The organism is Mycobacterium triplex, assembly GCF_000689255.1.
Lineage (GTDB): Bacteria > Actinomycetota > Actinomycetes > Mycobacteriales > Mycobacteriaceae > Mycobacterium > Mycobacterium triplex.
In genome coordinates, this window is record NZ_HG964446.1 from 3,919,356 (window position 1) to 3,944,960 (window position 25,605).

Annotated in this window: 28 protein-coding genes, 1 tRNA gene and 1 other RNA gene; 13 read left to right on the forward strand and 17 right to left on the reverse strand. The window is 67.6% G+C overall.

Features of this window, described 5'->3' with window-relative positions; genetic code table 11:
* The first annotated feature begins 34 nt into the window (after positions 1-34).
* Positions 35-277, forward strand: coding sequence for a hypothetical protein (locus BN973_RS18195; RefSeq protein WP_036469907.1), 243 nt, complete (start codon positions 35-37; stop codon positions 275-277).
* A 166-nt stretch (positions 278-443) separates the two neighbouring features.
* A complete protein-coding gene (locus BN973_RS18200; protein ID WP_036469909.1) occupies positions 444-2,021 on the forward strand; it encodes a CYTH and CHAD domain-containing protein in 1,578 nt (525 codons plus the stop codon).
* A gap of 80 nt (positions 2,022-2,101) precedes the next feature.
* On the opposite strand, the gene rnpB is transcribed toward BN973_RS18200, so the two are convergent.
* Positions 2,102-2,511, reverse strand: an RNA gene (gene rnpB / locus BN973_RS30135) — RNase P RNA component class A.
* A gap of 123 nt (positions 2,512-2,634) precedes the next feature.
* On the opposite strand from rnpB, the gene BN973_RS18205 reads away from it, so the two are divergent.
* Entirely contained in the window at positions 2,635-3,810 is a 1,176-nt protein-coding gene (locus BN973_RS18205) for a cytochrome P450 (protein WP_036469910.1), read from the forward strand.
* Positions 3,807-4,001 (forward strand): ferredoxin, encoded by a 195-nt coding sequence (locus BN973_RS18210; protein WP_036469911.1) that lies wholly within the window; start codon positions 3,807-3,809, stop codon positions 3,999-4,001. Before BN973_RS18205 ends, BN973_RS18210 begins: the two co-directional genes overlap by 4 nt.
* Positions 4,002-4,098: 97 nt before the next feature.
* Here the strand turns inward: BN973_RS18210 and BN973_RS18215 are convergent, their stop codons facing one another.
* The 6 genes from BN973_RS18215 to BN973_RS18240 are packed head-to-tail and all read right to left on the reverse strand — an operon-like array spanning position 4,099 to position 9,632.
* Positions 4,099-4,689, reverse strand: a complete 591-nt coding sequence (locus BN973_RS18215) for a TetR-like C-terminal domain-containing protein (protein WP_051641335.1) — start codon at positions 4,687-4,689, stop codon at positions 4,099-4,101.
* Between the two features lie 16 nt (positions 4,690-4,705).
* Positions 4,706-5,815 carry a bifunctional RNase H/acid phosphatase gene (locus tag BN973_RS18220; protein ID WP_036469913.1) on the reverse strand — a complete coding sequence of 370 codons (1,110 nt, stop codon included), beginning with the start codon at positions 5,813-5,815 and terminating at the stop codon, positions 4,706-4,708.
* Complete coding sequence (locus BN973_RS18225; RefSeq protein ID WP_036469914.1) at positions 5,812-6,549, reverse strand: zinc ribbon domain-containing protein; 738 nt, start codon at positions 6,547-6,549, stop codon at positions 5,812-5,814. The genes BN973_RS18220 and BN973_RS18225 overlap by 4 nt, the downstream gene beginning before the upstream one ends.
* A complete protein-coding gene (locus tag BN973_RS18230; RefSeq protein ID WP_036469916.1) occupies positions 6,546-7,694 on the reverse strand; it encodes a Nif3-like dinuclear metal center hexameric protein in 1,149 nt (382 codons plus the stop codon). The genes BN973_RS18225 and BN973_RS18230 overlap by 4 nt, the downstream gene beginning before the upstream one ends.
* On the reverse strand, positions 7,691-8,728 hold the full coding sequence (gene cobC, locus BN973_RS18235; protein WP_036469918.1) for an Rv2231c family pyridoxal phosphate-dependent protein CobC: 1,038 nt from the start codon (positions 8,726-8,728) through the stop codon (positions 7,691-7,693). The genes BN973_RS18230 and cobC overlap by 4 nt, the downstream gene beginning before the upstream one ends.
* Positions 8,729-8,777: 49 nt before the next feature.
* Positions 8,778-9,632, reverse strand: coding sequence for an alpha/beta hydrolase (locus tag BN973_RS18240; RefSeq protein WP_036469919.1), 855 nt, complete (start codon positions 9,630-9,632; stop codon positions 8,778-8,780).
* Between the two features lie 151 nt (positions 9,633-9,783).
* On the opposite strand from BN973_RS18240, the gene BN973_RS18245 reads away from it, so the two are divergent.
* The 3 genes from BN973_RS18245 to BN973_RS18255 are packed head-to-tail and all read left to right on the forward strand — an operon-like array spanning position 9,784 to position 11,745.
* Positions 9,784-10,455, forward strand: coding sequence for an HAD-IA family hydrolase (locus tag BN973_RS18245; protein ID WP_198048946.1), 672 nt, complete (start codon positions 9,784-9,786; stop codon positions 10,453-10,455).
* On the forward strand, positions 10,412-10,936 hold the full coding sequence (locus BN973_RS18250) for a low molecular weight protein-tyrosine-phosphatase (protein WP_139830114.1): 525 nt from the start codon (positions 10,412-10,414) through the stop codon (positions 10,934-10,936). Before BN973_RS18245 ends, BN973_RS18250 begins: the two co-directional genes overlap by 44 nt.
* Positions 10,936-11,745 (forward strand): SURF1 family cytochrome oxidase biogenesis protein, encoded by an 810-nt coding sequence (locus tag BN973_RS18255; RefSeq protein WP_036469923.1) that lies wholly within the window; start codon positions 10,936-10,938, stop codon positions 11,743-11,745. Before BN973_RS18250 ends, BN973_RS18255 begins: the two co-directional genes overlap by 1 nt.
* A gap of 192 nt (positions 11,746-11,937) precedes the next feature.
* On the opposite strand, the gene BN973_RS18260 is transcribed toward BN973_RS18255, so the two are convergent.
* On the reverse strand, positions 11,938-12,885 hold the full coding sequence (locus BN973_RS18260) for a cobalamin biosynthesis protein (protein WP_036469925.1): 948 nt from the start codon (positions 12,883-12,885) through the stop codon (positions 11,938-11,940).
* A 195-nt stretch (positions 12,886-13,080) separates the two neighbouring features.
* Here BN973_RS18260 and BN973_RS18265 point away from each other — a divergent pair, with 195 nt between their 5' ends.
* From BN973_RS18265 to BN973_RS18275, 3 genes are read left to right on the forward strand one after another with little or no spacing between them, the layout of a single operon-like run.
* Positions 13,081-13,893 carry an oxygenase MpaB family protein gene (locus BN973_RS18265; protein WP_036469927.1) on the forward strand — a complete coding sequence of 271 codons (813 nt, stop codon included), beginning with the start codon at positions 13,081-13,083 and terminating at the stop codon, positions 13,891-13,893.
* Positions 13,894-14,667 (forward strand): SDR family NAD(P)-dependent oxidoreductase, encoded by a 774-nt coding sequence (locus BN973_RS18270; RefSeq protein WP_036469930.1) that lies wholly within the window; start codon positions 13,894-13,896, stop codon positions 14,665-14,667.
* A complete protein-coding gene (locus tag BN973_RS18275; protein WP_036469931.1) occupies positions 14,664-15,065 on the forward strand; it encodes a VOC family protein in 402 nt (133 codons plus the stop codon). The genes BN973_RS18270 and BN973_RS18275 overlap by 4 nt, the downstream gene beginning before the upstream one ends.
* Positions 15,066-15,157: 92 nt before the next feature.
* On the opposite strand, the gene BN973_RS18280 is transcribed toward BN973_RS18275, so the two are convergent.
* Entirely contained in the window at positions 15,158-16,270 is a 1,113-nt protein-coding gene (locus BN973_RS18280) for an epoxide hydrolase family protein (RefSeq protein ID WP_036469932.1), read from the reverse strand.
* Between the two features lie 94 nt (positions 16,271-16,364).
* Here BN973_RS18280 and BN973_RS18285 point away from each other — a divergent pair, with 94 nt between their 5' ends.
* Positions 16,365-16,778 carry a hypothetical protein gene (locus tag BN973_RS18285; RefSeq protein WP_036469933.1) on the forward strand — a complete coding sequence of 138 codons (414 nt, stop codon included), beginning with the start codon at positions 16,365-16,367 and terminating at the stop codon, positions 16,776-16,778.
* Between the two features lie 34 nt (positions 16,779-16,812).
* On the opposite strand, the gene BN973_RS30615 is transcribed toward BN973_RS18285, so the two are convergent.
* From BN973_RS30615 to BN973_RS18305, 4 genes are all read right to left on the reverse strand, one after another.
* Positions 16,813-17,685, reverse strand: coding sequence for a DUF732 domain-containing protein (locus BN973_RS30615; protein WP_084163448.1), 873 nt, complete (start codon positions 17,683-17,685; stop codon positions 16,813-16,815).
* 440 nt (positions 17,686-18,125) lie between these two features.
* Positions 18,126-18,371 carry a hypothetical protein gene (locus BN973_RS18295; protein ID WP_051641336.1) on the reverse strand — a complete coding sequence of 82 codons (246 nt, stop codon included), beginning with the start codon at positions 18,369-18,371 and terminating at the stop codon, positions 18,126-18,128.
* A 68-nt stretch (positions 18,372-18,439) separates the two neighbouring features.
* Positions 18,440-19,567, reverse strand: coding sequence for a glycosyltransferase (locus BN973_RS18300; protein WP_036469934.1), 1,128 nt, complete (start codon positions 19,565-19,567; stop codon positions 18,440-18,442).
* A 131-nt stretch (positions 19,568-19,698) separates the two neighbouring features.
* Positions 19,699-20,001, reverse strand: coding sequence for a DUF3349 domain-containing protein (locus BN973_RS18305; protein ID WP_036472665.1), 303 nt, complete (start codon positions 19,999-20,001; stop codon positions 19,699-19,701).
* A gap of 146 nt (positions 20,002-20,147) precedes the next feature.
* Here BN973_RS18305 and phoU point away from each other — a divergent pair, with 146 nt between their 5' ends.
* Positions 20,148-20,795, forward strand: coding sequence for a phosphate signaling complex protein PhoU (gene phoU / locus BN973_RS18310; protein WP_036469935.1), 648 nt, complete (start codon positions 20,148-20,150; stop codon positions 20,793-20,795).
* A 19-nt stretch (positions 20,796-20,814) separates the two neighbouring features.
* On the opposite strand, the gene BN973_RS18315 is transcribed toward phoU, so the two are convergent.
* The 4 genes from BN973_RS18315 to BN973_RS18330 form a co-directional block, all read right to left on the reverse strand.
* Positions 20,815-20,889: transfer RNA gene (locus tag BN973_RS18315), tRNA-Val, on the reverse strand.
* A 48-nt stretch (positions 20,890-20,937) separates the two neighbouring features.
* On the reverse strand, positions 20,938-21,399 hold the full coding sequence (locus tag BN973_RS18320; RefSeq protein ID WP_036469936.1) for a peroxiredoxin: 462 nt from the start codon (positions 21,397-21,399) through the stop codon (positions 20,938-20,940).
* The gene (locus tag BN973_RS18325) at positions 21,399-21,821 is read right to left on the reverse strand and encodes a DUF3052 domain-containing protein (RefSeq protein ID WP_036469938.1); all 423 of its coding nucleotides are present in this window, start codon (positions 21,819-21,821) and stop codon (positions 21,399-21,401) included. Before BN973_RS18325 ends, BN973_RS18320 begins: the two co-directional genes overlap by 1 nt.
* Positions 21,822-21,905: 84 nt before the next feature.
* Positions 21,906-22,496, reverse strand: coding sequence for a hypothetical protein (locus BN973_RS18330; RefSeq protein ID WP_051641337.1), 591 nt, complete (start codon positions 22,494-22,496; stop codon positions 21,906-21,908).
* Positions 22,497-22,658: 162 nt separating this feature from the next.
* Here BN973_RS18330 and aceE point away from each other — a divergent pair, with 162 nt between their 5' ends.
* Entirely contained in the window at positions 22,659-25,448 is a 2,790-nt protein-coding gene (gene aceE, locus BN973_RS18335) for a pyruvate dehydrogenase (acetyl-transferring), homodimeric type (protein ID WP_036469939.1), read from the forward strand.
* Positions 25,449-25,605 lie beyond the last annotated feature (157 nt).

Sequence of the window (25,605 nt, forward strand, 5' to 3'; positions counted from 1 at the left end):
CCGTGACGGCCGCGGAGGTCGATATGCTTGCGAAATGAATCGGCGTCGCTGGATCGGGGCACTGCTGGCAGTGCTGGCGATCACCTCAATTCCCGGAATCGTGATCGCGATGAACTCTGCCGGGCAAGCCGAGGCCACCGTCTGTGTCGGCGCCGGGCGACGTGTGTCGGTCAGCGGTTGCGCCAACGTCGCCGACGCCATTCAGCGCTACGTGCCGCCGCCGGCGGATTACGCGCCGATGCCGGAGGACACTCCGCCGCCTCCCCCACCCCCGTAGCCGATCCGGCGAAATTCGTTCTCCCAGGCCAGCGGTGGCGGACACGCCGCAGCAACGATCGCTGCCGGCGGTGGGTGTGTGGTGTGGCACGCTATGGGTAACCAGTTACGAGCGTCGATGACCATGCCATGCCGCGTCGGCGCGCCCCCTACGGAGCCGAAAAGAAATGCCTGAGCCCTCGCGCCACCTGGAGGTGGAGCGCAAGTTCGACGTCCTCGATTCCACGGTCACACCGTCGTTCGAAGGCATCGCGGCGGTGGCCCGGGTGGAGAAATTGCCGACGCAATCGTTGGACGCGACATACTTCGACACGCCGACGCAGGACCTCGCCCGCAACAAGATCACGCTGCGACGCCGCACCGGCGGCCACGACGCCGGCTGGCATCTCAAGCTGCCGGCCGGGCCCGACGCCCGCACCGAGATTCGCACGCCCCTGGGCTCCGCGGACGACGACAACGTCCCCAGCGAATTGCTGGACGTGGTGCTGGGGATCGTTCGTGACCGGCCGCTCAAACCCGTCGCCCGGATCACGACCCAACGCGAGAGCCAGGTGCTGTACAGCATCGAGGGCGCGCCCTTCGCCGAGTTCAGCAACGACCACGTCCGCGCGTGGGCGGCGAATGCGACCGACCACCCCGACTCGGAACCCGTCGTGCAGGAGTGGCGCGAATGGGAACTCGAGCTCGACGAGTCCCGGGGGGCGTCCGACACCGAACTGCTGAGCCGGTTGAGCAACCGGCTGCTGGACGCGGGCGGCGAACCCGCGAACCACGCCTCCAAGCTGGCGCGGGTGCTCGGGACGACGGCGCCGACCAACGGCGCCGAGCCACCCGAAGATCCGGTCCAGCGGGCGATCGCCGAGCAGATCGACGAGCTGATGGTGTGGGACCGCGCGGTGCGCGCCGACGTCTACGATTCCGTGCACCAGATGCGGGTCACCACCCGCAAAATCCGCAGCCTGCTCAAGGACGCCCAAGCGGGACTGTCCGACGACACCCACGCCTGGGTGCTCGACGAACTGCGCGAGCTCGCCGGCATCTTGGGCGTGGCGCGCGATGCCGAGGTGCTCGCGCAGCGCTACGAGCAAGAGCTGGACCGGCTGTCGCCGGAGCTGGTGCGTGGACCGGTGCGCGAACGCCTGATCGAGGGCGCCAAACGCCGCTACCAGTCCGGGTTGCGGCGGTCGTTGATCGCGATGCGCTCGCAGCGCTACTTCCGGCTGCTCGACGCGCTCGATTCGATCGTGGCCGAAAGCCCGGCCACCGCAACCGGTGAGCAGCCGCCGCCGGTCACCATCGACGCCGCCTACAAGAAGGTACGCAAGGCCGCCAAGGCCGCCGCCCAAGCCGACGAGGCCGCCCAGGCCGCCCAGGCCGCCCAGGAGGAGCACGCCGAGCCGTCCGCCGACGCCGAGGATCACGACGACGAAGAACACGATCGCGACGAGGCGCTGCACGTAATTCGTAAGCGCGCCAAGCGACTTCGCTACACCGCGGCGGCCACCGGCGCGGAGGACGTCTCCAAGCAGGCCAAGGCCATCCAGTCACTGCTCGGCGATCACCAGGACAGCGTCGTCAGCCGCGAGCATCTGATTCAGCAGGCCGACGCCGCGTACGCCGCGGGCGAAGACACCTTCACCTACGGTCTGCTCTACCAGCAGGAGGCCGACCTGGCCGAGAGCTGCCGTCAGCAGCTCGACGAGGCGCTGCGCAAGCTCGACAAGTCGGTGAAAAAGGCGCGCTGACCTACAGCGCGTCGCGAGACTGTGACTGGCGACGCCGCCTCTCGGGCGATGGGTTGCCAGTTACAGTTTCGCGCTGAGGGCGGGCGAGTTGGCCTGTAAGCCGGATTCTGTTCCCCACCGCCGCGGCGTAAGCAACGGCGGTGCGGCGGCGACCATCCATCTGGACACACCGTTGCCGGGTGCCTCGAGCGGCCTACCCGCAGGCTCGGGCGAGCAACCCTCAATCGCCTGCGCGGCCGCACCTTTCGGTGCGGCCTTCTTGACCTTGCTTCGGGTGGGGTTTGCCGAGCCACCCCGGTCACCCGGGATGCTGGTGCGCTCTTACCGCACCGTTTCACCCTTACCACCGCGAGGGTGGCGGTTTGCTTTCTGTGGCACTTTCCCGCGAGTCGCCTCGGATTGCTGTTGGCAATCACCCTGCTCTGTGAAGTCCGGACTTTCCTCGACTCGTCGCTCTATGAGCGCGAGCCGCGGCCGCCCGGCCAACTCGTCCGCACGAACACGGTACTCGCTGGTCAACCTCCTGGCCAGCGCCCCAAGCACTCGCTCGCGCGGCTATTGCCCAATTTTTCGCATCATTGCTTAAATAAGAAGTTGGTGCGACGCTGACCGCATGACAGAAGCCCAAGGGTTCGTCGATCAGACGATGATGGGGATCGCGGAGCCGCAGCCCATGTACAAGACGTTGCGGGAGTCGAGCCCCGTGTTCCGGTCGGACCAGGCGGTGGTGCTCAGCCGTCTCGCCGACATCGAGATGGCGCTCAAGCACACTGAGCTGTTCTCGTCGAACATGGATGCGGTCAACCTCGGCAACATTCGGCCGCTGATTCCGCTGCAAATCGATCCTCCCGAGCATGCGAAGTATCGACGCGTCCTCGACCCGCTGTTCACCCCGCGGGAGATGGCCCGACGCGAACCGCGCGTCACCGAGCTGGTGAACGAGATGATCGATCGCTTCGCCGGGCGGGGCGAATGCGACTTCCACGCCGAATTCGCGGTTCCGCTGCCGTGCACCGTCTTCCTGCAATTGCTCGGCCTGCCACTGGCAGACCTCGACAAATTCCTGGAGTGGAAAGACGGCGTGATCCGCCCCGAAGGCGACTCCGGGTTCAACCGCCGACACGAAAGTTCGGCCCCCGTAGCACAACAGATCTACGACTACTTCGAGCGCGCCATCGACGACCACATCGCCAACCCGCGCGACGACGTGCTGTCCGCGATGATCGCGGCCAACCTGAACGCCGAGGGCCGGCCGCTGTCGCGCGAGGAGCTGCTCGACATCTGCTTCCTGTTCCTGATCGCCGGCCTGGACACCGTCACCGACTCGCTGGACTGCTTCTTCGTCTATCTGGCGCGTCACCCCGGGCACCGTCATCAACTCGTCGAGCAGCCCGATGTGCTGCCGCACGCGGTCGAAGAGTTGTTGCGTTGGGAGACACCGGTTCCCGGTGTCGCCCGGGTCGCGATGCAAGACGTCGAGGTGGGCGGATGCCCGATCAGCAAGGGTGAGCGGGTCAGCCCGTTGCTCGGCGCGGCCAACACCGACCCCGCCGAGTTCCCCGACCCCGAAGTGGTGGATTTCACCCGCAACCCCAACCGGCACCGCGCGTTCGGTGGCGGCCCGCACCGTTGCCTGGGGTCGCATCTGGCCCGGATGGAGCTGCGGGTGGCGTTGCGCGAATTCCACCGGCGCATACCGGATTACGAGATCAAACCCGGCACCCAACTGGCCTATACGGCGGCGCTGCGATCGGTGGAATCACTGCCGCTGATCTTCGCAGTCTCATGACTCGCGTGGCGGTCGACGCCGACCTGTGCACCGGCCACGGGCGCTGCTACAGCCTGGCGCCCGAGGTCTTCGACGCCGACGACGTCGGCCACTGTGTGGTGCTCGTCGCGGATGTGTCCGGCGAGCTCGAAGAGCAGGCCGCGACCGGGGAGAAGAACTGCCCGGAGCAGGCAATCACGTTGTCGCGCTGAGGTCCCGTATCGCCGAACGTGCTCTCGGAGCGAGAAAATCGCCGAAATCCCGCCACCAGAGCACGTTCGGCGTACGGCAGAAGCAGGACCGCAGCGGCTATTTGCGGGCAATCGCGTGGTAGGCCATGTCGGCAATGTCCATGCAGTATTCGTCGTCGATCGGAGCATCCGAATACAGCGCGCGAATATTGATCGGCGCCAAGAGAATCTGAGTGGCAGCCACGGTGGTGATTCCATCGCGCAGTTCACCGCGGTCTTTGGCCCGGTCGACGATCTGGCGCACTATCGCGAAACGGGCCCGCCAGAACATCATTCGGGTCTCTTCGTCGTGGCGTCCACGAGGCCCCATCACCAGCGCCCGCAAGAACGCGCGGCCCACCTCGTCGTTGATGCGCTTGGCGACGTTGATGGCCAACGCTTCCAGGTCCCCGCGCAACGACCCGGTGTTCGGTACCTCGCCCCAGGTCTCGAGATCGGCCAGCGCCGCATCGACGATCAGCCGCTGACGGTTGCCCCAGTGGCGGTAAATCGTCTCGGCATCGATGCGATGGCGCTCGGCCAGGGCCTCGACGCTGAACCGTTCGACGCCCCAGCGGGCCAACTCGTCGAGCACCGCCGGCATCACCTGCGCCCGAATCTCTGCGGGAACGGCGCCCGGCGATGCCTCGGGTCGTTGATCCGGCGGCATGTGCTGCTCCTAGCGGCTAGAGATAGCCGGTCTGATTCACGAGTCGCACCGAAGATGCCCCATCCGAATAGAACTCCGCGATGCTCAAGGATGCCAGGTCAAGGTGCAATCTGTACAGGATGCCGGGCCCGGCATCCAGCGCGAGGCGCAACAACATCTTGATCGGCGTGACGTGCGAAACGACCAACACCGTTTCGCCTTGATGGGCAGCGATGATTCGTTCCCGCGCCTGGCACACCCGCTCGAGTGCGGCATCGAAACTCTCCCCACCCGGCGGTTCCGTGCTGGTGTCGCGCAGCCAGCGGGTGTGAAGTTCGGGATCGCGTTCGGCGGCCTCGGCGAACGTCAGCCCCTCCCAACCGCCGAAGTCGGTCTCGATCAGGTCGTCGTCGACGGTCACGTCCAGGCCCAGCGCCTTGGCCGCCACGGCCGCGGTGTCGTAGGCGCGTTGCAACGGCGAGGAGATCACCGCGGCGATGCCGCCACGCTCGGCCAAGTACCGCGCCGCCGCCTGGGCCTGCCGACGCCCCAAGTCGGTCAGTTCCGGGTTGCCCCGCCCGGAATAGCGGCGCTGCACCGACAACGCGGTCTGCCCGTGGCGCAGCAACAGCAGCCTGGTCGGGGCGCCGCGCGCACCGGTCCACCCGGGCGGCGACGAGGGTTGCGGCGCAACAGATTTGACGGGGTCCTTCGCAGGCTCGGCGACCGTCGAGGCGTCGACTTCGGCCGCGGCGTCCATCGCCTCGTTGGCCAGCCGATCGGCATGCTTGTTGCGTTCGCGCGGTATCCACGTGTAGGTGATGCGGTCGAAGCGCGCCGCCAATTCTCGGGCCCGGGCGTGCAGCTCGATTAGGTCGGGGTGCTTGACTTTCCACCGCCCCGACATCTGCTCCACCACCAGCTTGGAATCCATGAACACGTCGGCCTCGCTGGCACCGAGCTTCACTGCGTCCTCCAAACCGGCTATCAGACCCCGGTATTCGGCGACGTTGTTGGTGGCCCGGCCGATGGCCTGCTTGTTTTCGGCCAGCACGGTCGCGCGGTCCTCGGTGTGCACCACCGCGCCGTAGCCGGCCGGTCCGGGGTTGCCGCGGGATCCGCCGTCGGCTTCGATGACGACCTTCACTGCCCGGGCCCCTTGACACGCAACAGGATCGCACCGCATTCGGGGCAGCACACCACGTCGTCGTCGGCCGCCGCCGAGATGCGGGCCAGCTCTCCCCGGTCGATCTCGATCCGGCACGCGCCGCACCGATGTCCCAGCAGCGGCCCGGCGCCGGGCCCTCCCCCGGTGCGCCGTCGCTCGTAGAGTGCGGACAGATCGGGGTCCAGGGCCGCGGCGAGCCGGTCTCGTTGCGTCGCGTGCGCCTGCCGGGTCTCGTCGATTTCGGCCAGGGCGGCATCGAGGCCCTGCTGTGCGTCGGCCAGCTCGGACTGCAGCGCCTCCATCGCATCCTGCTCGGCGGTCATCTGGGCCTGCAGCTCCTCGCGGCGCTCCATGACTTCCAGCAGCGAATCTTCCAGGCTGCTTTGCCGGCGGGTCAGGGTTTCCAGTTCGTGCTGTAGATCCGTCAGTTGCTTGGCGTCGGTGGCCCCCGAGGCGAGCAACGACCGGTCACGATCTTCGCGCTGGCGCACCGCCGCGATCTCCGACTCGTACCGCGACACCTGAGTGTCCAAATCCTCCAACGCGATTCGCGCCGCACCCAGCCGGTCGTTGGCGGCGTCGTGCTCGGCTCGCATCCGCTCGATGGCCTCCCGCTGCGGCAGACGGGTGGCCCGATGCGCGATCCGAGACAGCTCCGCATCCAGCTCGGACAACTCCAACAGCGAACGCTGTTGTGCTACTTCGGCTTTCATGATTGATCTCCACATGATTCGTGGCCGAGATGCCCCATATTCCAAGGGTCGGTGCGGGTGGTGGACACGTGCACCGGCAGGTCCGCACCGAACCGGGATCGCAGCACCTCGGCAGCTTGCGTGCACCAGGGGAATTCGCTGGCCCAGTGCGCGACGTCGATCAGCGCCACGTCCGAGGCCCGGCAATGCTCGTCGGCCGGGTGGTGGCGCAGGTCGGCGGTCACATAGGCCTGTACGTCGGCGCGGGCCGCGATGCTCAGCAGCGAGTCGCCGGCACCGCCGCACACCGCGACCCGGGAGACGACCTTGTCGGGGTCGCCGGCCGCCCGGACCCCCCAGGACGTCTGGGGCAGCGCGGCGCCGACGCGGGAGACGAAGGCGCGCAACGATTCGGGTCGCGCCAGCGTGCCGATGCGGCCCAATCCGGCGTCGCCGGGCGGGGGCACCAGGGCGAAGATGTCGAAGGCCGGCTCTTCGTACGGGTGGGCGGCGCGCATCGCCGCCAGCACCGCCGGCCGGGCCCGCGCGGGTGCGACGACCTCGAACCGGTCTTCGTCCACCCGTTCGACGGTGCCGACGCTACCGACCGCGGGTGTGGCACCGTCGTGCGGCAGGAACTGGCCGATACCGCTGACGCTCCAACTGCAGTGCGAGTAGTCGCCGATGTGGCCGGCACCGGCCTCGAACACGGCCGCCTGCACCGCTTCTGCGTTCGCTCGCGGCACATAGATCACCCACTTGTCGAGATCGGCCGGCTCCGACAGCGGTTCGAGCACTGCTTCGACAGTGAGGCCGAGAGCATCCGCCAACGCATCGGAGACACCGGGCGACGCCGAGTCGGCGTTGGTGTGCGCGGTGAACAGCGAACGCCCACTTCGGATCAGCCGATGCACCAGCGCGCCCTTCGGCGTGCTGGCCGCGACGGTGTCGACGCCGCGCAGCAGCAGCGGGTGGTGAGCCAGCAGCAGGCCGGCCTCGGGGACCTCGTCGACCACCGCCGGTGTGGCGTCGACGGCAATCGTGACCGAATCCAGCAGGTCGTCGGGGTCGCCGCACACCAGGCCCACCGAATCCCATGATTGGGCAAGCCGCGGCGGGTAGGCCTGGTCCAGGACCTCGATCACGTCGGATAGCCGTGCGCTCACCCCTGCCTCCCGCCGACGGGCATGGTTTCCGAGATCGCCTGGGCCAGCAGCGGCCACTCCGGCCGCACCGCGGCCCGCAGGTAACTGCCGTCCAGGCCGACGAACGTGTCACCCCGGCGCACGGCAATACCCTTGTCGTGCAGCCTGTTTCGTATTTCGTCGGCATGCCGAAGGCGGAACAGCACGAACGGGGCGGCGCCGTCGACCACCTCGGCGCCTATCGAAGTCAGGCCGGCCACCATCTCGGCGCGCACCTGCGCCAACCGCACCGCGCCGGCTTGCGCGTCGGCAACCGCGGCGGCCCCGCTGCAGGCGGCGATGGCCTCGAGTTGCAGCGTGCCCACCGGCCAGTGCGCACGGTGAGCGGTCAACCGCGCCAACACCTCTGGTGCTCCCAGGGCATAGCCCACCCGCAGCCCGGCCAGCGCCCAGGTCTTGGTCAGACTGCGCAGCACCAGCACGTCGGCCGGCGAGTCGGCGGCGAGCGACTCCGGTTCGCCGGGAACCGAATCCGCGAACGCCTCGTCGACCACCAGGATCCGTCCGGGCCGGCGCAGTGCAAGCAGCTGCTCGCGGCGGTGCAGCACCGAGGTGGGGTTGGTCGGATTGCCCACCACGACGAGGTCGGCGTCCTCGGGCACGTCCACGCGATCGAGGGCGAACGGCGGGTCGACGACGACGTGGTGCACCGGCACCCCTGCTGCGGCCAACGCGATGGCCGGCTCGGTGAACGACGGCGCCAGCAGCGCCGCCCGCGCCGGGCGCAGGCAGGGCAGCAGCGCGAACCCTTCGGCGCCCCCGGCCAGCGGCAGCACCTCCTCGCGCGCCCGGCCGTGCCGCCGCGCGACCGCGTCTTGAGCGCGGTGCAGGTCCTCGACGCCGGGATAGCGCGCCAGGTCCGGCAGCCGCGCGGCCAACCGCTCGATCAGCCATTGTGGTGGCCGCGCGTGCCGGACGTTGACCGCGAAGTCGAGCATTCCCGGCGCGGCGGCCTGGTCACCGTGATAGCGCGCCATCGATTCCGGACTCGCCATCCGTGAAACACTAGTGCGCCGTCGCGGCGGCGCTCACCCGACCGCTCGATCAGCTCACGAAGCGCCGGATGAACCTCGCGGAGATGTCGGCGACTTCTTTCCACCCGCTGTCGATGACCAGGGAGTGCCCGCGGCCGGGAATCCGCTCGATCTCGGTAACGCCCGGGTTGTGCTTGGACTGCAGCTTGAAGGTGGCCTCGGTGACCGCCAGCGGCACGGTGTGGTCGTTTTCCCCCGCGATGATCAGCAGCGGCCCGCGGTCGGGGTTCTTGGAGTCCACCCGGGTCTGGCTGACCGGGTTGAAGTTCGCAATCGCCGCCTGAAACAGCGGCAGACCCGGCGCGGGCACGTGATAGGTCTGGTGCAGCTCCTTGGCCTCGGCGTCCGCGAGATTGTTGGCCCAGCCGTACTTGAACTGATCGAACGTCAATGCAACGGCCTTGCCGTAATTGGCGGGATTGCCCAGCACCGGGAACGACGACTTCAACGCCGAGATCGGCAGCGGCAGAATCCCTCTGAATGGCGCGTTGTCGATCGACACGGTCGCCACCGAGGCACCGGTGCCGGCGATTTTCTGCGAGATCAGACCGCCGAAGGAGTGCCCGACGACGGCGGGCTTCTTCGTCAGCTGCCCGATCGCTTCCAGATAGTGGTCCGTAACGTCTTGAACTTTTTTGTGCGCGAACACTTCTGGATGTTCAAATGCCTCGGCGACGGTGGCCGGATCGTCGGGCCAGCCGGGAGCAATGGTCGTGTAGCCGTTGCCTTCGAAGAGCTCGCGCCAACGTTGCCAGCTGCTGGAGAGCAGCCACAGACCATGCACGAAAACCACCGGAGTCAACCCGGAGGCGTTGGCCCTGTCGATCTCCGCCTTTTCCCAATCGGTGAGAGTGCTGCCGGTCATCGCGCTTCCTTCCGCAGTCGCAGGCGCTAGCAAAAACGAGAGGAAACGAATCCTGTTGCCAGCCAGACTAAGAATCCCCTAGAAGCGAACTCGGCGCATCTCCAGCGAGGCCCTCGATTCCGCGCCACCCGCCATCAACGACAATGGTGAGGTGACAGGAGCAGTTTCGGCCGACGCGCAGGCGCCCCAGCTGGTGATCTTCGATCTCGACGGCACGCTGACCGATTCCGCGGCGGGGATCGTCGCCAGCTTCACCCATGCCCTCGAGCACATCGGCGAACCGGTGCCCGAGGGCGATTTGGCGGCCCGGATCGTCGGCCCGCCGATGGACGAAACGTTCCAGCTGATGCTCGGCGAGCGCGCCGATGCGGCGTTCGCGGCGTTCCGAGCCGAGTACGGCGAGCGCGGCTGGTCCAACAACAGCCTGTTCGACGGGATCGAGCCGCTGCTGGCCGATCTGCGGGCCGCCGGCGTGCGGCTGGCCGTGGCCACCTCCAAGCTGGAGCCGACGGCGCGCCGCGTCCTGGCCCACTTCGCGCTCGACCACCACTTCGAAGTCATCGCCGGCGCCTGCCCGGACGGCACCCGCCGCAGCAAGGAGGAGGTGCTGGCGCACGCGCTGGCCCAGCTGCAACCGCTGCCGGAGCGCGTGCTGATGGTCGGCGACCGCAGCCACGACGTCGACGGGGCCGCCGCGCACGGCATCGACACCGTCGTCGTCGGCTGGGGCTACGGCAAGGCCGACTTCGCCGACGGCTACGCCGTCACCGGCGTGACGCATGCCGCGACGATCTCCGAACTGCGGAAGGCCCTGGGTGTCTGAGTTGCATGTGACCTTCGTCTGCAGCGGCAACATCTGCCGCTCACCGATGGCCGAGAAAATGTTCGCCGACCAGCTGCGGCAGCGCGGTCTGGCCGATGCGGTGCGCGTGACCAGTGCGGGCACCGGAAACTGGCATGTCGGCAGCGGCGCCGACGAGCGGGCAGCCAAGGTGCTGCGCGCCCACGGCTATTCCACCGACCACACCGCCGCGCAGCTCGACGACGACCACCTGGCTGCCGATCTGGTGGTGGCGTTGGGCCGCAACCATTTTCGGATGCTGCAACAACTCGGTGTGGAAGCCGACCGGATCAGGATGCTGCGCTCGTTCGACCCGCGCTCGGGGGCCCATGCCCTCGACGTCGAGGATCCCTACTACGGCGATCACGCCGACTTCGAAGAGGTGTTGGCCGTCATCGAGGCGGCGTTGCCCGGCCTGCACGACTGGGTCGACGAGCAACTGGCGAAAAATGGGCACGGTTGATGCGTCGGTTGGGATTTTTGCTGCGGCCAGGCTGGATAGCGCTGATCCTGGTGGTCATCGCCTTTACCTACCTGTGTTTCATGGTGCTCGCACCGTGGCAGCTGGGCAAGAACTCCCGCACGTCACGGGAGAACCATCAGATCGAGAACTCGCTGAACACCCCACCGGTGTCGTTGAAAACCTTGTTACCACAGCAGGATTCGTCGGCGCCGAATGCGCAGTGGCGCAGGGTGACCGCAACCGGCCATTACCTACCCGACGTCGAGGTGCTGGCCCGACTGCGCGTCGTCGAGGGAGATCAGGCCTTTGAGGTGCTGGCCCCGTTTGTGGTCGACGACGGGCCGACCGTTCTCGTCGACCGCGGTTACGTGCGCCCGCTGCCCGGCTCGCACGTCCCGCCGATCCCCCGCCCGCCGCAAGACACCGTGACCATCACGGCGCGGCTGCGAGACTCTGAGCCGGCGGTACAGGACAAGGAGCCGTTCTCCAGAGACGGTGTGCAGCAGGTGTATTCAATCAACACCGGCCAAGTTTCGGTGCTGACCAAGGTGCCGCTGGCCGGGTCCTATCTGCAACTGGTCGAAAACCAGCCCGGCGGGCTCGGCGTGATCGGCGTACCGCACTTGGACGCCGGGCCGTTCCTGTCCTACGGCATCCAATGGATTTCGTTCGGCATCCTGGCCCCGATCGGGCTGGGCTATTTCGCGTACTCGGAGATCCGGATCCGGCGTCAGGAAAAGCAGGCGAAGACCGAGACCCCGATGACCGTCGAGGAGAAACTCGCCGACCGCTACGGCCGGCGACGCTGAGGCCGCTCAGCCGCTGAGGCCGCCGCCGCTGAGACCGTTGGCCGCAGAGGCCGCCGCCGCTCAGACCGTTGGCCGGTTTCAGTGTGCGCCTGGGCATTCGCTTGTGCGCTCACGGCTTTCCGTGTGCGCTCACGGCGGAGACACGCCGACCCGTCACGCCCCAGTCGTACACTCAACGCCCCAGCCGCACACTCAACGCCGCCACGACACACTCGACAGCGCGGCCACCAATGCGGCGGCGCCCAGCTGCACGATCCGCGACAGCGCCACCGCGCGGCGCAGATCGGCCGCCGCGGGTGCTCGCCCGTCGCCGAGGGTGGGGCGGATCTGCAGCTCGTGGCGATACTGCGTGGGCCCGCCCAGCCGCACCCGCAGCGCCCCGGCAAACGCCGCTTCGACGACGCCGGCGTTTGGACTGGGATGGCGGGTCGCGTCGCGGCGCCAGGCCCGGGCCGCACCCAACGGTGAACCGCCGACCAGCGCCGCGCATGCCACCACCAGTGCCGCCGTCACCCGGGCCGCGACGTAGTTCGCTGCGTCGTCCAATCGTGCTGCGGCCCAACCGAATCGGATATAGCGCGGGGAGCGGTAGCCGATCATCGCGTCCAGCGTGTTGATCGCGCGGTACATCAGCGCGCCCGGCACTCCGCCCGCGACCGCCCACAGCAGCGGCGCCACCTGCGCGTCAGAGGTGTTCTCCGCGACGGATTCCACCGCGGCGCGGGTCAGCCCCGGGCCGTCCAGCCGGGCCGGATCGCGTCCACACAGCGACGGCAGCAGCCGGCGCGCGGCCTCGATGTCGTTGCGGTCGAGCAGCCGCGCCATCTCCAGGCCGGTGCGCGCCAACGACGTTCCGCCCAGCGCGACCCAGGTGGCCGTGGCGCTGGCGGCGATCGTCAGCAGCGGGTTGCGGCGTGCGGCGGCCTGCTGCACGGCCGTGCCGAGCAGCCCCACCGTGCCGACCGCAAGGCTCACGTGCAGCGCGCCGGCGATCTTCGCGTCGCGGTAGGTGAACTGCTCGAGCTTGGCGGCGGCCTGGCCGAACGCCGCGACGGGATGGCCTCTTTTCGGGTCTCCCAGCGCGAGGTCGGCCAGGCAGCCGGCCAGCACACCGGCGATCCGGATCCGCGTCGCAATCATTTCGGCAGCGTCTCACACGCTCGGCACGGACCTGCTTGCTAGGCGATCGACACGACGATCAGCACCGCAGCCACGACGGCGATCGCGGCCAGCACCCACCACAGCAGCGAGGACGTATCCAGGTCCATGAGTCCCAGCGTGCCCACTTTCGGCGGGAACTAACGTCCGGGCCGCCGACGTGGTCTACTCGCCTATATGAAGCCCGTGACACGGGTCGCCGACCTGCTCAACGCGGCAGCACCGCTGCTGCCCGCCGCGAACGTGATCATGCAGCTGTCGTTGCCGGGCGTCGGTTACGGCGTGCTGGAGAGCCCGGTGGACAGCGGCAATGTCTACAAGCATCCGTTCAAGCGGGCCCGCACCACCGGCACCTATCTCGCGGTGGCGACCATCGGGACCGAGTCCGACCGGGAGCTGATCCGCAATGCCGTCGACGTCGCACACCGCCAGGTGCGGTCCACGTCATCCAGCCCGGTGTCCTACAACGCCTTCGACCCGAAACTGCAGCTGTGGGTGGCCGCCTGCCTGTACCGCTACTTCGTCGATCAGCACGAGTTCCTGCATGGCCCACTCGACGAGGCCAGCGCCGAGGCGGTCTATCGCGACGCCAAGCGGCTGGGTACGACGTTGCAGGTGCCCGAGCGGATGTGGCCGCCGGACCTCGTCGCGTTCGACGAGTACTGGAAGCGTTCGCTCGACGAGCTGCGCATCGATCCGCCGGTGCGCGAGCATCTGCACGGCGTGGCCGCAATGGCGTTTCTGCCCTGGCCGCTGCGCGTGCTGGCCGGTCCGCTCAACCTGTTCGCGACGACGGGGTTCTTGGCCCCGGAGTTTCGGGCGATGATGCAGCTGGACTGGTCGCAGCGTCAGCAGCGCCGGTTCGAGCGGCTGTTGTCCGCGCTGCGGCTGGCCGATCTGTTCATTCCGCACCGCGCATGGATCCTCGGGTATCAGCTTTACTTGTGGGACATGCGATTTCGGGCGCGCCGCGGCTGGCGGATCGTCTAGATGGGCCGTCTTGAAGGCAAGGTCGCCATCATCACCGGCGCCGGCTCCGGCATCGGGTGGGCGGCGGCCAACCGATTCGCCGACGAAGGAGCCCGCGTCGTGTGTGCCGACATCAGCGGCTGCGAGAACGACATCGCCGAGCGGCTCGGTGACGTCGCCGTGCCGGTGCATGTCGACGTCACGAACGGCGCCGACGTCCAACACATGGTCGCCACCGCCGTCGACCGATTCGGTCGGGTCGATGTACTGCTGAACAACGCCGGGTTCGGCGGGCCGCACCTGGCCCTGGCCGACACCGACGAAGCGCTGTTCGACAAGATCCTGGCGATCAATCTCAAGGGCGTGTTCCTCGGCATGAAATACGCGATCCCGACCATGCTGGATAACGGTGGCGGGGCGATCGTCAACACCGCCTCGGCGTCCGGGCTGGTCGGGTGGAAAGGGTTGTCGTGCTACGCCGCGGCCAAGGCGGCGGTGGTGCAGATGACGAAATCCGCGGCGCTGGACTACGCCAAGACGAACGTGCGCATCAACGCGATCTGTCCCGGCATGACCTACACCGGTCTGGCCGGAGCCAAACCCGACGACGAAGTACCGCCGGGTGGTTATCTGCCGACGCCGATGGCCCGCTGGGGCGAGCCCGCCGAATTAGCCGCCGCCGCACTGTTTCTCGCCAGCGACGAGGCGTCGTTCGTCACCGGCGCCGCGCTGGCCGTCGACGGTGGCTACTCGGCCAGCGGCCCGATGCTCGCCGCGCGTAAGGTCAAGCCATGACCTTCCCGGCAATTAACCACGTTGCGGTCACGGTGCGCGATGTCGCAGTCAGCGGGCCGTGGTATCGCCGCCTTTTCGACACCGACCCGCTCGCCGACGAGCACGACGCCGAGGCCGGCTACCGGCATCAGGTGTGGCTGCTGAACGGCGGTACCTTGTTCGGCATCCACCAACACGATCGCGGCGCCCCCGACGAGGATTTCAGCGAGCACCGCGTCGGCCTGGATCACGTCGCATTCGGCTGCGCCAACCGCGCCGAGCTGGAGACTTGGGTCACGCGGCTGAACGAGCTGGGCATCGCGCACGGCGGCATCGTGGATGCGGACTACGGGTCAGGCCTGAGCTTCCGCGACCCCGACGGTATTGCCTTGGAGTTCTTCGCCCTGCCGGCGTCCTAGCGCACCGTCGCCCGGTCATCGAAATCGACGCGAGCGCGGAAAAGTGCGAGAAGCGGACACGCTGACGTCGATCTCGATGCGCCGCCGGCGTCCTAGCGCACCGTCGCGAAGAACGCGCGGACGTCGTCGACGAACAACTCGGGTTGTTCGAACGCGGCGAAGTGACCGCCGCGCGGCATGTCGGTCCAGTGCGTGATGTTGTAGTTCGGCTCGCACCACGTCCGCGGTGACTTCAGCAGTTCACCGGGGAAAGCGGCTATGCCGGTGGGCAATTCGACGCGACCTCCCCCGCCCCAGACGCTGAAGCTCTCCCAGTACAGGCGAGCCGACGACGCGGCCGTGTTGGTCACCCAGTACACCATCACGTTGTCGAGCAGTTCGTCTCGGCTGACCGCGTTCTCCGGGTGACCGTCGCAATCGGCCCAGTCCCAGAACTTCTCGACGATCCACGCCAGTTGTCCGACGGGCGAGTCGGCCAGGCCGTAGCCGAGGGTCTGCGGCCGAGTGGACTGCTGCTTGGAGTAGCCGGTGCCCCACTTGCGGTGGTTGGCCAGCGCGGCCAGGGCCGCCTTCTCCTCCTCGGTCGGGTTGTCGAGGTTGCCCGGACGACCGATCGGCATGTTCAGGTGAATCCCCGCGCAGTGGCCGCCGTTTCGGCCGATCTGCGTGGTGACCGCCGCACCCCAATCCCCGCCCTGCGCGCCGTAGCGGTCGTAGCCGAGGCGCAACATCAGGTCCTCCCAGGCCGCCGCGGTCTTCTCCACGCCCCACCCGGTGCGGGTGGGCTTGCCGGAGAAGCCGTATCCGGGCAGCGACGGACACACGACGTGGAAAGCGTCCTCGCCACGCCCGGACGCCGGGTTGGTCAGCGGCTCGATCACCTTGTGGAACTCCACAATTGAGCCCGGCCAGCCATGCGTGATCACCAGCGGGAACGCTTCGGAATGCGGGGATCGCTGGTGAATGAAATGAATGTCCAGCCCGTCGATGTCGGTGACGAACTGGTCGAAGCGGTTGAGCGCGGCCTCACGTGACCGCCAGTCGTAGTCGTTGGCCCAGTACTCGGCCAGTTCGCGGGTGTAGGCCAGCGGAATGCCCTGACTCCAGTCGTCCACACATTCGGCTTCCGGCCATCGGGTGCGCGCGAGGCGCGACCGCAGATCGTCGAGTACGTCGTCGGAAACGTCGATTCGAAACGGCTTCACGCGTTCATAGTGCCGCCGTGGGTGAACCGGCCGACAGCCGCCCCACCGGGCCGCCTCTCTTACTGTTTCCTTAATATTTGGTAGCGTGTCCGCCATGGCCGAAGCGATCGCCACCGGCGCGAGGCGTCACCTGCGCCCCGGTGTCGACGCCGCCGCGGCATACCGCACGGTGCAGCGCCGCGCAGCCCAAGCGGTTCGACGCCCTCACACACGAGCACGATATCCGCGCGGCGCTGGGCGAATCCGGTTCTCGCACAGCGGATCCGGCATTCGCGGTGGCCGCCAACTGACGACTCCGACGACGGGCACCATCCAACTCGGCGACCCCGCCAAGTCCCCCGGCGCAATCACGGTGCAGCTCAGCGATTTCGAGGCGCTGCGGGCCTTCGGCGGACGACGCAGCCGCCGTCAGCTGTCGGACCTGCCCTGGGTGGGAGACGCCGGATCGCTGTTATCGATCTTCCACACAGCGGCGGTGCGTCCGCCGGCCGACGATCTCCCCGAATAGAGCGGGCTGCTGGTCGGGTTGGCACTGCCCGGTCTCACGGTGCGACCCTGATGTACCCGGGCGCCTTCGGTGGCGAAGTCGGCGGAGGCGGTGGCGCCGCCGGCGAGGGTGGCGGCGACGGCGGCAACTGTTGCGGAGGCGGCGGCTCCTGTGGCGGAGGCGGCTCCTGTTGCGGAGGCGGCGGCGGCTCCTGCGGCGCGGGCGGCAACTGTTGCGGAGGCGCAGGCAACTGTTGCGGAGGCGGCGGCTCCTCTGGCGGAGACGCAGGCAAACGTTGAGGTAACGGCTGCTGTGGTCGAGGCGGTGCCGCGATCGGCGGCGGTGGTGCCTGGAAGTGCGCCAACGGCGGTGGTTCGGGAATCGTCGGCGGCTCCGGATCGGCGATCCCTGCGGGGAGAACAATTCCGATCAGCGAGACGGGCGCGCTGCCATGAACCTGAAAACCCGCCGGGCGAATGCCGTCGGCGGCCCGGTGGGTCGGCTCATTCCATCCCGCTTTGGGACGGGTGATGAGGACCGCGAGCTTGCTCTTGTCGTATGGGCAGTAGGCCCCCACTGCCGCAATGACGAAGCGCCCTTCGGTGCGTGTGAGGGGGCCGCGGGCGATTTGGCTCTGGGCCGGATCATCGCTCACGGCATTGTCAACCAAAGCGTCCACAACGCGGTTCGCAGGCGTGCCGTTATCCAGTGCCTGACAAACCTTGTGAGCCGTCTCGACGAGGCTTGGCACGCCTGACACGGCGGGGACGCCTTCATCATCGAGAAGCGCCAGAAATTTGTCGTCGTTTGGGTCAGCCGCTGCTGCACCGCCGCGCAATATTGCAACGCCGCTGAGCAACGCGATGGCGGCAATCGAAATGCCGACATGGCTGGTAATGCCAGTGAATCTGGAGGTACCGGTCAACATGAGAGGGCTTCCGTTCTGCAAGAGCCCGTCCCGACGGACTTCGGATAATCACCTAGGCCACAGGTGTGATCGCCTGCGGGTGTCGTCGTTGACGGGCGCCGGATCCGTCTCTCAGGAGACATCGGTAGTAGGCGTCGTCCGGCGAAGACGCCGGTGGTCAATACTCTGAGCGATGTGCCGTCGGGCAAACGGAGATGATGGACGAAGTGAACTTCGTCCATCTCAATACATCCCAGCAGCCGCAGGACGATGCGCCTAGCAATCGCACTGCCGCTGGCCAACGACATAGCAAGATCGTACCGCCGGCGCTCGGCGTTGGCTGGCTGTAAGTCCGAGCTGCGTGAAACATCAACTGAACGAGCGTCTTTCGACGCGACGGATCGGCTGGTTAGGGTGCTACAACACCGGCACAGCGCGACGATCTCGCCGAGTGAGACCCATCACCACGCATCGCCGCCATCGGCGCGGTCGGCGCCCTTGACGCGCTCGGCCTCGGTAACCCGACGATCCGCTTCCTGAACCAACTTGTGGACGGCATCCATCAGCTCACGCATGTCTGCGCGCAATGCGTCGACCGCGGCATACAGATCGGCCTTGGTCGCCGGTTGATGCGCCGCCGATAGCGGCCCAACGGCAGCGCCCGCCTGGCCCGCGCGGGCGCTCTCAAAACCGGGTTGCTCGCTCACGCCCCCAGACAATGCCATACCCCGGTCATTGGCAACAACGGTTCGCCTCGCGTTCATCCGAATGCCTACTACGCAGGGCGGCCGGCCCCGGCAGCCTCTTCGAGGAGATCGGCTGCCCTGGCGACGCTTTCGGCGGGTTCGGTCATCTTGGCGGCCAGCTCCCGGGCCCACCCGACGCGGTCCGGCTCCAGCATCGAACGCAGTCCGATGACCAGCGAATCCGTTGTGGTGGAACGGAATTCGTGGCCGGAGCCGACTCCCAGCCGGGTGATCGCCGCCGCCCACACCGGTTGGTCGTCGGCCGCGTGCCACAGGATCAACGTCGGGATCCCGGCTCGCAGGCCGGCGGCCGTGGTCCCGGCGCCACCGTGGTGCACGACCGCGCGACAGGCCGGGAAGACGGCCGCGTGATTGACCGCGCTCACCAGCTTCACGTGGTCGGATCGCGTAACGCCGGATACGCCGCTGACCAACGCCCGCTCCCCCAACTGCGCGCAGGCCGCGGTGATCATGGCGAGCGTCTCGGCGGGATTGGGCAATGTGATGGCGCCGCCGAAACCGAAGAAGATCGGCGGTGTGCCCGCGGCAATCCACGACAAGACCTCGGCGTCGGCGTCGGTCGGCAACGCCAGCGTCAGCGCACCGACAAAGGGGCGTCGCTTACCCTGCGCCGCCCATTCGGCCGCGAGGCCGGGAAAGCAGACCTCGTCATATGCCTGGATCTCCAACGGTTCTCGTGCGGGCGCGGCGACATCCGGCAAGCCCAGATCCCGACGTTGAGCCTGCTCGGCTTGCCGCGTCAGCGCCCCGATCACGCCACCCGTGATCGCGGGGTCGCCCGGGAAGAAGTGCAATGCCGCCTGCGGGATTCCGTAGTACTGCGCGACGTTTGCCGCCACCCGTTGCTCGCCCTTGCCCGTCACCAGCAGGTCGGCCCCGTCCGCCAGCGTTTTGAAGCCGGTGCTCCAGTCGGTCAGGATCTGAGTGACGCGGCGCGCGACGTCGTCCACTGCGCCCAGCGGCGTCGGATTCGTGCCGAACGGGACCGCGGCCAGCCCCGCCGACTCGACGAAGCCGAGCATCCAGGGCGGCACCGCCAGGCGCACGTCGTGCCCCCGGGCCCGCAGCTCGCGGGCGATCGCGGCGAACGGCTCGACATCGCCGCGGGTACCGTAGCCGGCCAGCACGAATTTCACCAACGGAGCTTAAGGCGGCCAGGCGCGCACGTCGTCAGCCGAGGCGACGAAGCCGGCAGGAGCGTCGGCCCACCCGGGCTCGCCGTATCGCGAAAGGGCAAGTGGCACAACGTGACCGCCAGGCCCGCAGGTCACCGGTCGGCCACGTCATCGACTGGCCAGCCGACTGCGGCCAATCGTCGCTTCACTCGCTCGGTGTCTTCTGGGGACGGCATTTCGTCGGTGAGCTTGGTGATCGCCACCCGCACGTCGTTGACGTCAATCGGCCTGTCGTTGCGAGAGATCACCGCCGCGGCGACAGCGATAACATCATCGTCGGACAGGCGGCGGCGAAGCAACGCCAGCAGGGGGACATAGTCGCGCGTCGGAATGCCTTCGGGGTAGCCGGCACGCAGGAACCCGACAAATCGCATCACCAAATCCGACAGCGTCATCAACATCCCCGCTCTACGACTCCCTGGGCCAACAACCCTTTCCGGTCCCACCACGACTGCGGAACCCCTTTCACCCATCAGAAACTCTCTGTTAATCATGCGTCCAACGGACCCACCGGCTGTACTTGGCCCCTTAAGGTTGCGATGTGCGCACGGCGTTCCACGAGCAGCTCGATTTGCTCAGCGAGACCCTGAGCCAGATGTGCGGCCTCGCAGGTCTGGCGATGGAAGAGGCGACTCAGGCGCTGCTGCAGGCGGATCTGGCTGAGGCCGAAGCAGTTTTCACCAACCACGCGCACCTTGTACAGATGCGAAGCGAGGCCGAGGACGCGGCATTTGCGCTGCTGGCCCTGCAAGCGCCCGTCGCCAGCGATCTCCGGACGGTAGTTGGGTGCATGCAGAGCGTCGCTGACGCCGAACGGATGGGCGGCTTGGCGCTGCACGTCGCAAAGATCGTGCGCCGCCGCCATCCAGACCGCGCAGTACCCGAAGAGGTGCATCGCGACTTTGCCGAGATGGGGCGGATCGCGGTGGATTTGGGCCGAAGCGCACGAGACGCCGTGCTATCCCGCGATCCGCACCAGGCCGCACAGATCCGTCACGATGACGTCGAGATGAATCAGCTGTATCAACGCCTGTTCACCGTCCTCAAAGGGGAAGACTGGCCCCACGGTGTATCGACCGCCGTCGATACCACCCTCTTGGGCCGCTTTTATGAGCGCTTCGCCGACCACGCCGTCGAGATCGGGCGTCGCGTCATCTTCCAAACGACCGGCGAAACTCCCAGCGAGTGACCTTCACCTCGGATTTCAATGGTGGGCGCGGACGGTATCGAACCGCCGACCGCTGGTGTGTAAAACCAGAGCTCTACCACTGAGCTACGCGCCCTCTATGCCCGCCGCAGGCTACACGCCCGTCGGCCGGGAGCTCAAACTCTCAGGCCCGCAAAGCCTCCAGCGCCTCGGTCCACAGTCGCTGATCGCGCGCCTCGCCGGGCACTTTCATCTCGGCAAACTGGATGATCCCAGACCGGTCGACGACGAAGGTACCGCGGTTGGAATAGCCGGCGTGGTCGTTGAACACGCCGTAGGCCTGGCTGACCTCGCCGTGCGGCCAGAAGTCGGACAGCACCGGAAACGTGAACCCGCTCTCGGTGCACCAGACCTTGTGCGTCGGCGGCGGCCCCACCGAGATCGCCAGCGCCACGCTGTCGTCGTTTTCGAAGTCGGGCAGACGATCCCGAAGCTCATCCAGCTCGCCCTGGCAGATCTTGGTGAACGCCAACGGGAAGAACACCAGCAGCACGTTCTTGTCGCCGCGATAGCCGCTCAGGGTGACGCGCTGTTGGTTCTGGTCGCGCAGGGTGAAATCGGGGGCTGTCGTCCCGACCGGCAGCATTACCGCTTCCCGGCGCGCGACTTCGGTTGCACCAGCCGGCTGGCACTCCAGTCGCCCAGGTTGACCGACGAGGTCGGCATCAGGCCGGCGGTCGGCGCCGCCTCGGCGATCTCGGCGGGCAGCACATGGCCGGGCTTGCCGGTCTTGGGCGTCAGCACCCAGATCACGCCGTCCTCGGCCAGCGGGCTGATCGCGTCCATCAGGGTGTCCACCAGGTCGCCGTCGCCGTCTCGCCACCAGAGCAATACGACGTCGACCACCTCGTCGGTGTCCTCGTCGAGCAGCTCGGAGCCGCAGGCTTCCTCGACCGCCGCGCGGATGTCGTCGTCGGTGTCCTCGTCCCAGCCGAACTCCTGGACAACCTGATCTCGTTGGACGCCCAGCTTGCGAGCGTAGTTCGAGGCGTCATCCGCCGCGACCACCGTGGGACCTCCTAACAAGACAACCTGCGCGCCATGCGATTGGGGATTATCGTCGCACAGCCAGAACCTGGTTCACACTCCGCCTCAGAAGGACGCCAGGCACAATTTCAGCGCCTTGGTCTTGGTGTCGTTGAGTTGATCGACCCGACGGTTGAATTCGCCGGTCCCCGCGTGGGTGCCGATCGCGTTCGCCACGCCGCGCGCAGCGTCGATATACGCGTTGAACGCGTCCTTCAGCTGCGACGACAACGCATCGTTGAAGTTGTTGCTCACCGTCGAGGCGCTGTTGTTGAGCGCGTCGATGGCCGGGCCCTCGAACGGGCCGGTGCCACGGCCGCCGTTGAACGCCCCGACATAGGCATTGACCTTGTCGATGGCTTCCTTGCTGGTGGTGGCCAGCGAGTCGCACGAGCCGCGCACCGCCTTGGTGGTCAACGATTGTTGCCGCTGCGACTCCCGGACGCTGGACGTCGCGATCGAGGCGGACACCGACGACGAGACCGATTGCCGGTAGGCCGGCGCCACCTTCGTGTCGGGGGTGGCCGTGCCGTTGGTCACGGTGGTACAGCCCACGATGCCCATCAGCACGGTGGCGATGCAGCCGAGCGCCAGCACGCCACGCTTGGGGAGCTCTGCCCCACGCGGGTCCGGGGCGACTTTCCATCCGGTGAGCACAGTTTGTGACGTTACCGGGTGCCGATTGCCGACGCCGTTAACGCACTGATGTTTCGTGTCGTTGGCGGGCGATCCGATTGCGGCTACCCGCCCGAGCCGCCGGTACGGCACGATAGGAAGTCGAACACGCATGCAGGTACCGCCGACAACAGGAGTAGTGCGTTGACGACCGAGTTCGCACGCCACGATCTGGCCAAAACCCCAAGCAACGGAAGCGAACCCGATCGCGTCCGGGTGATCCGGGACGGTGTCGCGTCGTATCTGCCCGACATCGACCCCGAGGAAACCTCGGAGTGGCTGGAGTCCTTCGACGAGCTGCTGGAGCGCTCGGGTCCGGCGCGGGCCCGCTACCTGATGTTGCGGTTGCTGGAACGCGCGGGCGAACAGCGGGTGTCGCTGCCGGCGCTGACGTCGACCGACTACGTCAACACGATCCCGACCGAGCTGGAGCCGTGGTTCCCCGGCGACGAGGACGTCGAGCGTCGCTTCCGGGCCTGGATCCGCTGGAACGCCGCGATCATGGTGCACCGCGCCCAGCGTCCGGGAATCGGCGTGGGCGGCCACATTTCGACGTACGCCTCGTCGGCGGCGCTGTACGAGGTCGGGTTCAACCACTTCTTCCGCGGCAAGGCACACCCCGGCGGGGGCGACCAGGTGTTCATCCAGGGCCACGCGTCCCCGGGGATCTACGCACGGGCATTTCTGGAGGGCCGGCTGACCGCCGACCGGCTCGACGGCTTCCGGCAGGAGCACAGCCACCCGGGTGGCGGGCTGCCGTCCTACCCGCACCCGCGGTTGATGCCCGACTTCTGGGAGTTCCCGACGGTGTCGATGGGCCTTGGCCCGATGAACGCCATCTACCAGGCCCGCTTCAACCACTACCTGCACGACCGCGGCATCAAGGACACCTCGGATCAGCATGTGTGGGCGTTCCTCGGCGACGGCGAGATGGACGAGCCGGAGAGCCGCGGCCTGATCCAGGTGGCCGCCAACGAGGCGCTGGACAACCTGACCTTCGTCATCAACTGCAACCTGCAACGTCTCGACGGCCCGGTGCGCGGTAACGGCAAGATCATCCAGGAGCTGGAGTCGTTCTTCCGCGGCGCCGGCTGGAACGTCATCAAGGTGGTCTGGGGCCGCGAGTGGGATGCGCTGCTGCACGCCGACCGCGACGGCGCGCTGGTGAACCTGATGAACACCACGCCCGACGGCGACTACCAGACCTACAAGGCCAACGACGGCGCCTACGTGCGCGACCACTTCTTCGGCCGCGACCCGCGCACCAAGGCGCTCGTGGAGCACATGACCGATTCGGAGATCTGGAACCTCAAGCGCGGTGGCCACGACTACCGCAAGGTCTACGCCGCCTACCGCGCGGCCGTCGACCACAAGGGACAGCCGACGGTGATCCTGGCCAAGACAATCAAGGGCTACTCGCTGGGCGCGCACTTCCAGGGCCGCAACGCCACGCATCAGATGAAAAAGCTTGCGATAGAAGACCTTAAGTACTTCCGCGACGCCATCCGGATTCCGATCAGCGACGCGCAGCTGGAGGAAGACCCGTACCTGCCGCCCTACTACCACCCCGGACCCGACGCCCCCGAGATCCGCTACATGCTGGACCGGCGTCGCCAGCTGGGCGGCTTCCTGCCCGAGCGCCCGACGAAAACCAAGGCGCTCAAGCTCCCCGGCAGCGACACCTACAAGGCGCTGAAGAAAGGCTCGGGCACCCAGGAAGTCGCCACCACGATGGCGCTGGTGCGCACCTTCAAAGAAGTGTTGCGGGACAAGGAGATTGGCCCGCGCATCGTGCCGATCATTCCCGACGAGGCCCGCACGTTCGGCATGGACTCGTGGTTCCCGTCGCTGAAGATCTACAACCGCCTCGGCCAGCTGTATACGGCCGTGGACGCCGAATTGATGTTGGCGTACAAGGAAAGTGAAGTCGGCCAGATCCTGCACGAGGGCATCAACGAGGCCGGCTCGGCGGCGTCGTTCACCGCGGCCGGCACGTCGTACGCGACGCACAACGAGCCGATGATCCCGCTCTACATCTTCTATTCGATGTTCGGCTTCCAGCGCACCGGCGACGGCCTGTGGGCCGCGGCCGACCAGATGGCGCGCGGGTTTGTGCTGGGGGCCACCGCGGGGCGCACCACCCTGACCGGTGAGGGCTTGCAGCACGCCGACGGTCATTCGCTGCTGCTGGCCGCCACCAACCCGGCGGTGGTCTCCTACGACCCGGCATTCGCCTACGAGATCGCCTACATCGTCGAGAGCGGGCTGGCGCGGATGTTCGGCCCGAACCCAGAGAACATCTACTTCTACATCACCATCTACAACGAGCCGTATGTGCAGCCGCCGGAGCCACACAACCTGGATCCCGAGGGCGTGCTGCGCGGGATCTACCGCTACCAGGCGGCCGGCGAGCGACGCACCAACACCGCGCAGATCCTGGCCTCCGGGGTTGCGATGCCGTCGGCGGTGAAGGCCGCCGAGATGCTGGCCGCCGAGTGGGATGTCGCCGCCGACGTGTGGTCGGTGACCAGCTGGGGCGAGCTCAACCGCGACGGGCTCGCGGTCCAGCAGGCTCAGCTGCGCCATCCCGACAAGCCGGCCGGCATTCCGTACATCACGAAGGCGCTCGAAGGGGCCACCGGTCCGGTGATCGCCGTGTCGGACTGGATGCGTGGAGTGCCCGAGCAGATCCGGCCGTGGGTGCCGAACACCTTCGTCACGCTGGGCACCGACGGGTTCGGCTTCTCCGACACCCGGCCGGCCGCGCGGCGGTACTTCAACACCGACGCGGAGTCGCAGGTGGTGGCGGTGCTCGAGGCGCTGGCCCGCGACGGCGAGATCGACCCGTCGGTGCCGGTCGCGGCGGCCCGGCAGTACCGCATCGACGACGTGCAGGCCGCCCCGAAGCAGACGTCCGACCCCGGCGTCGCATAACGGCCTCGCCTCGCCTCACACGGAGCGCCCGGCCAGCCGCACGTTGGGCCCCGACCGCCCGGCCAGCCGCCCAACGTGACGCTGCAGTCACGTTGGGCCCCGAGCGTGACTGCAGCGTCACGCTCGAGCCCGGGTGCACGAGCCCACCAGCAAGACC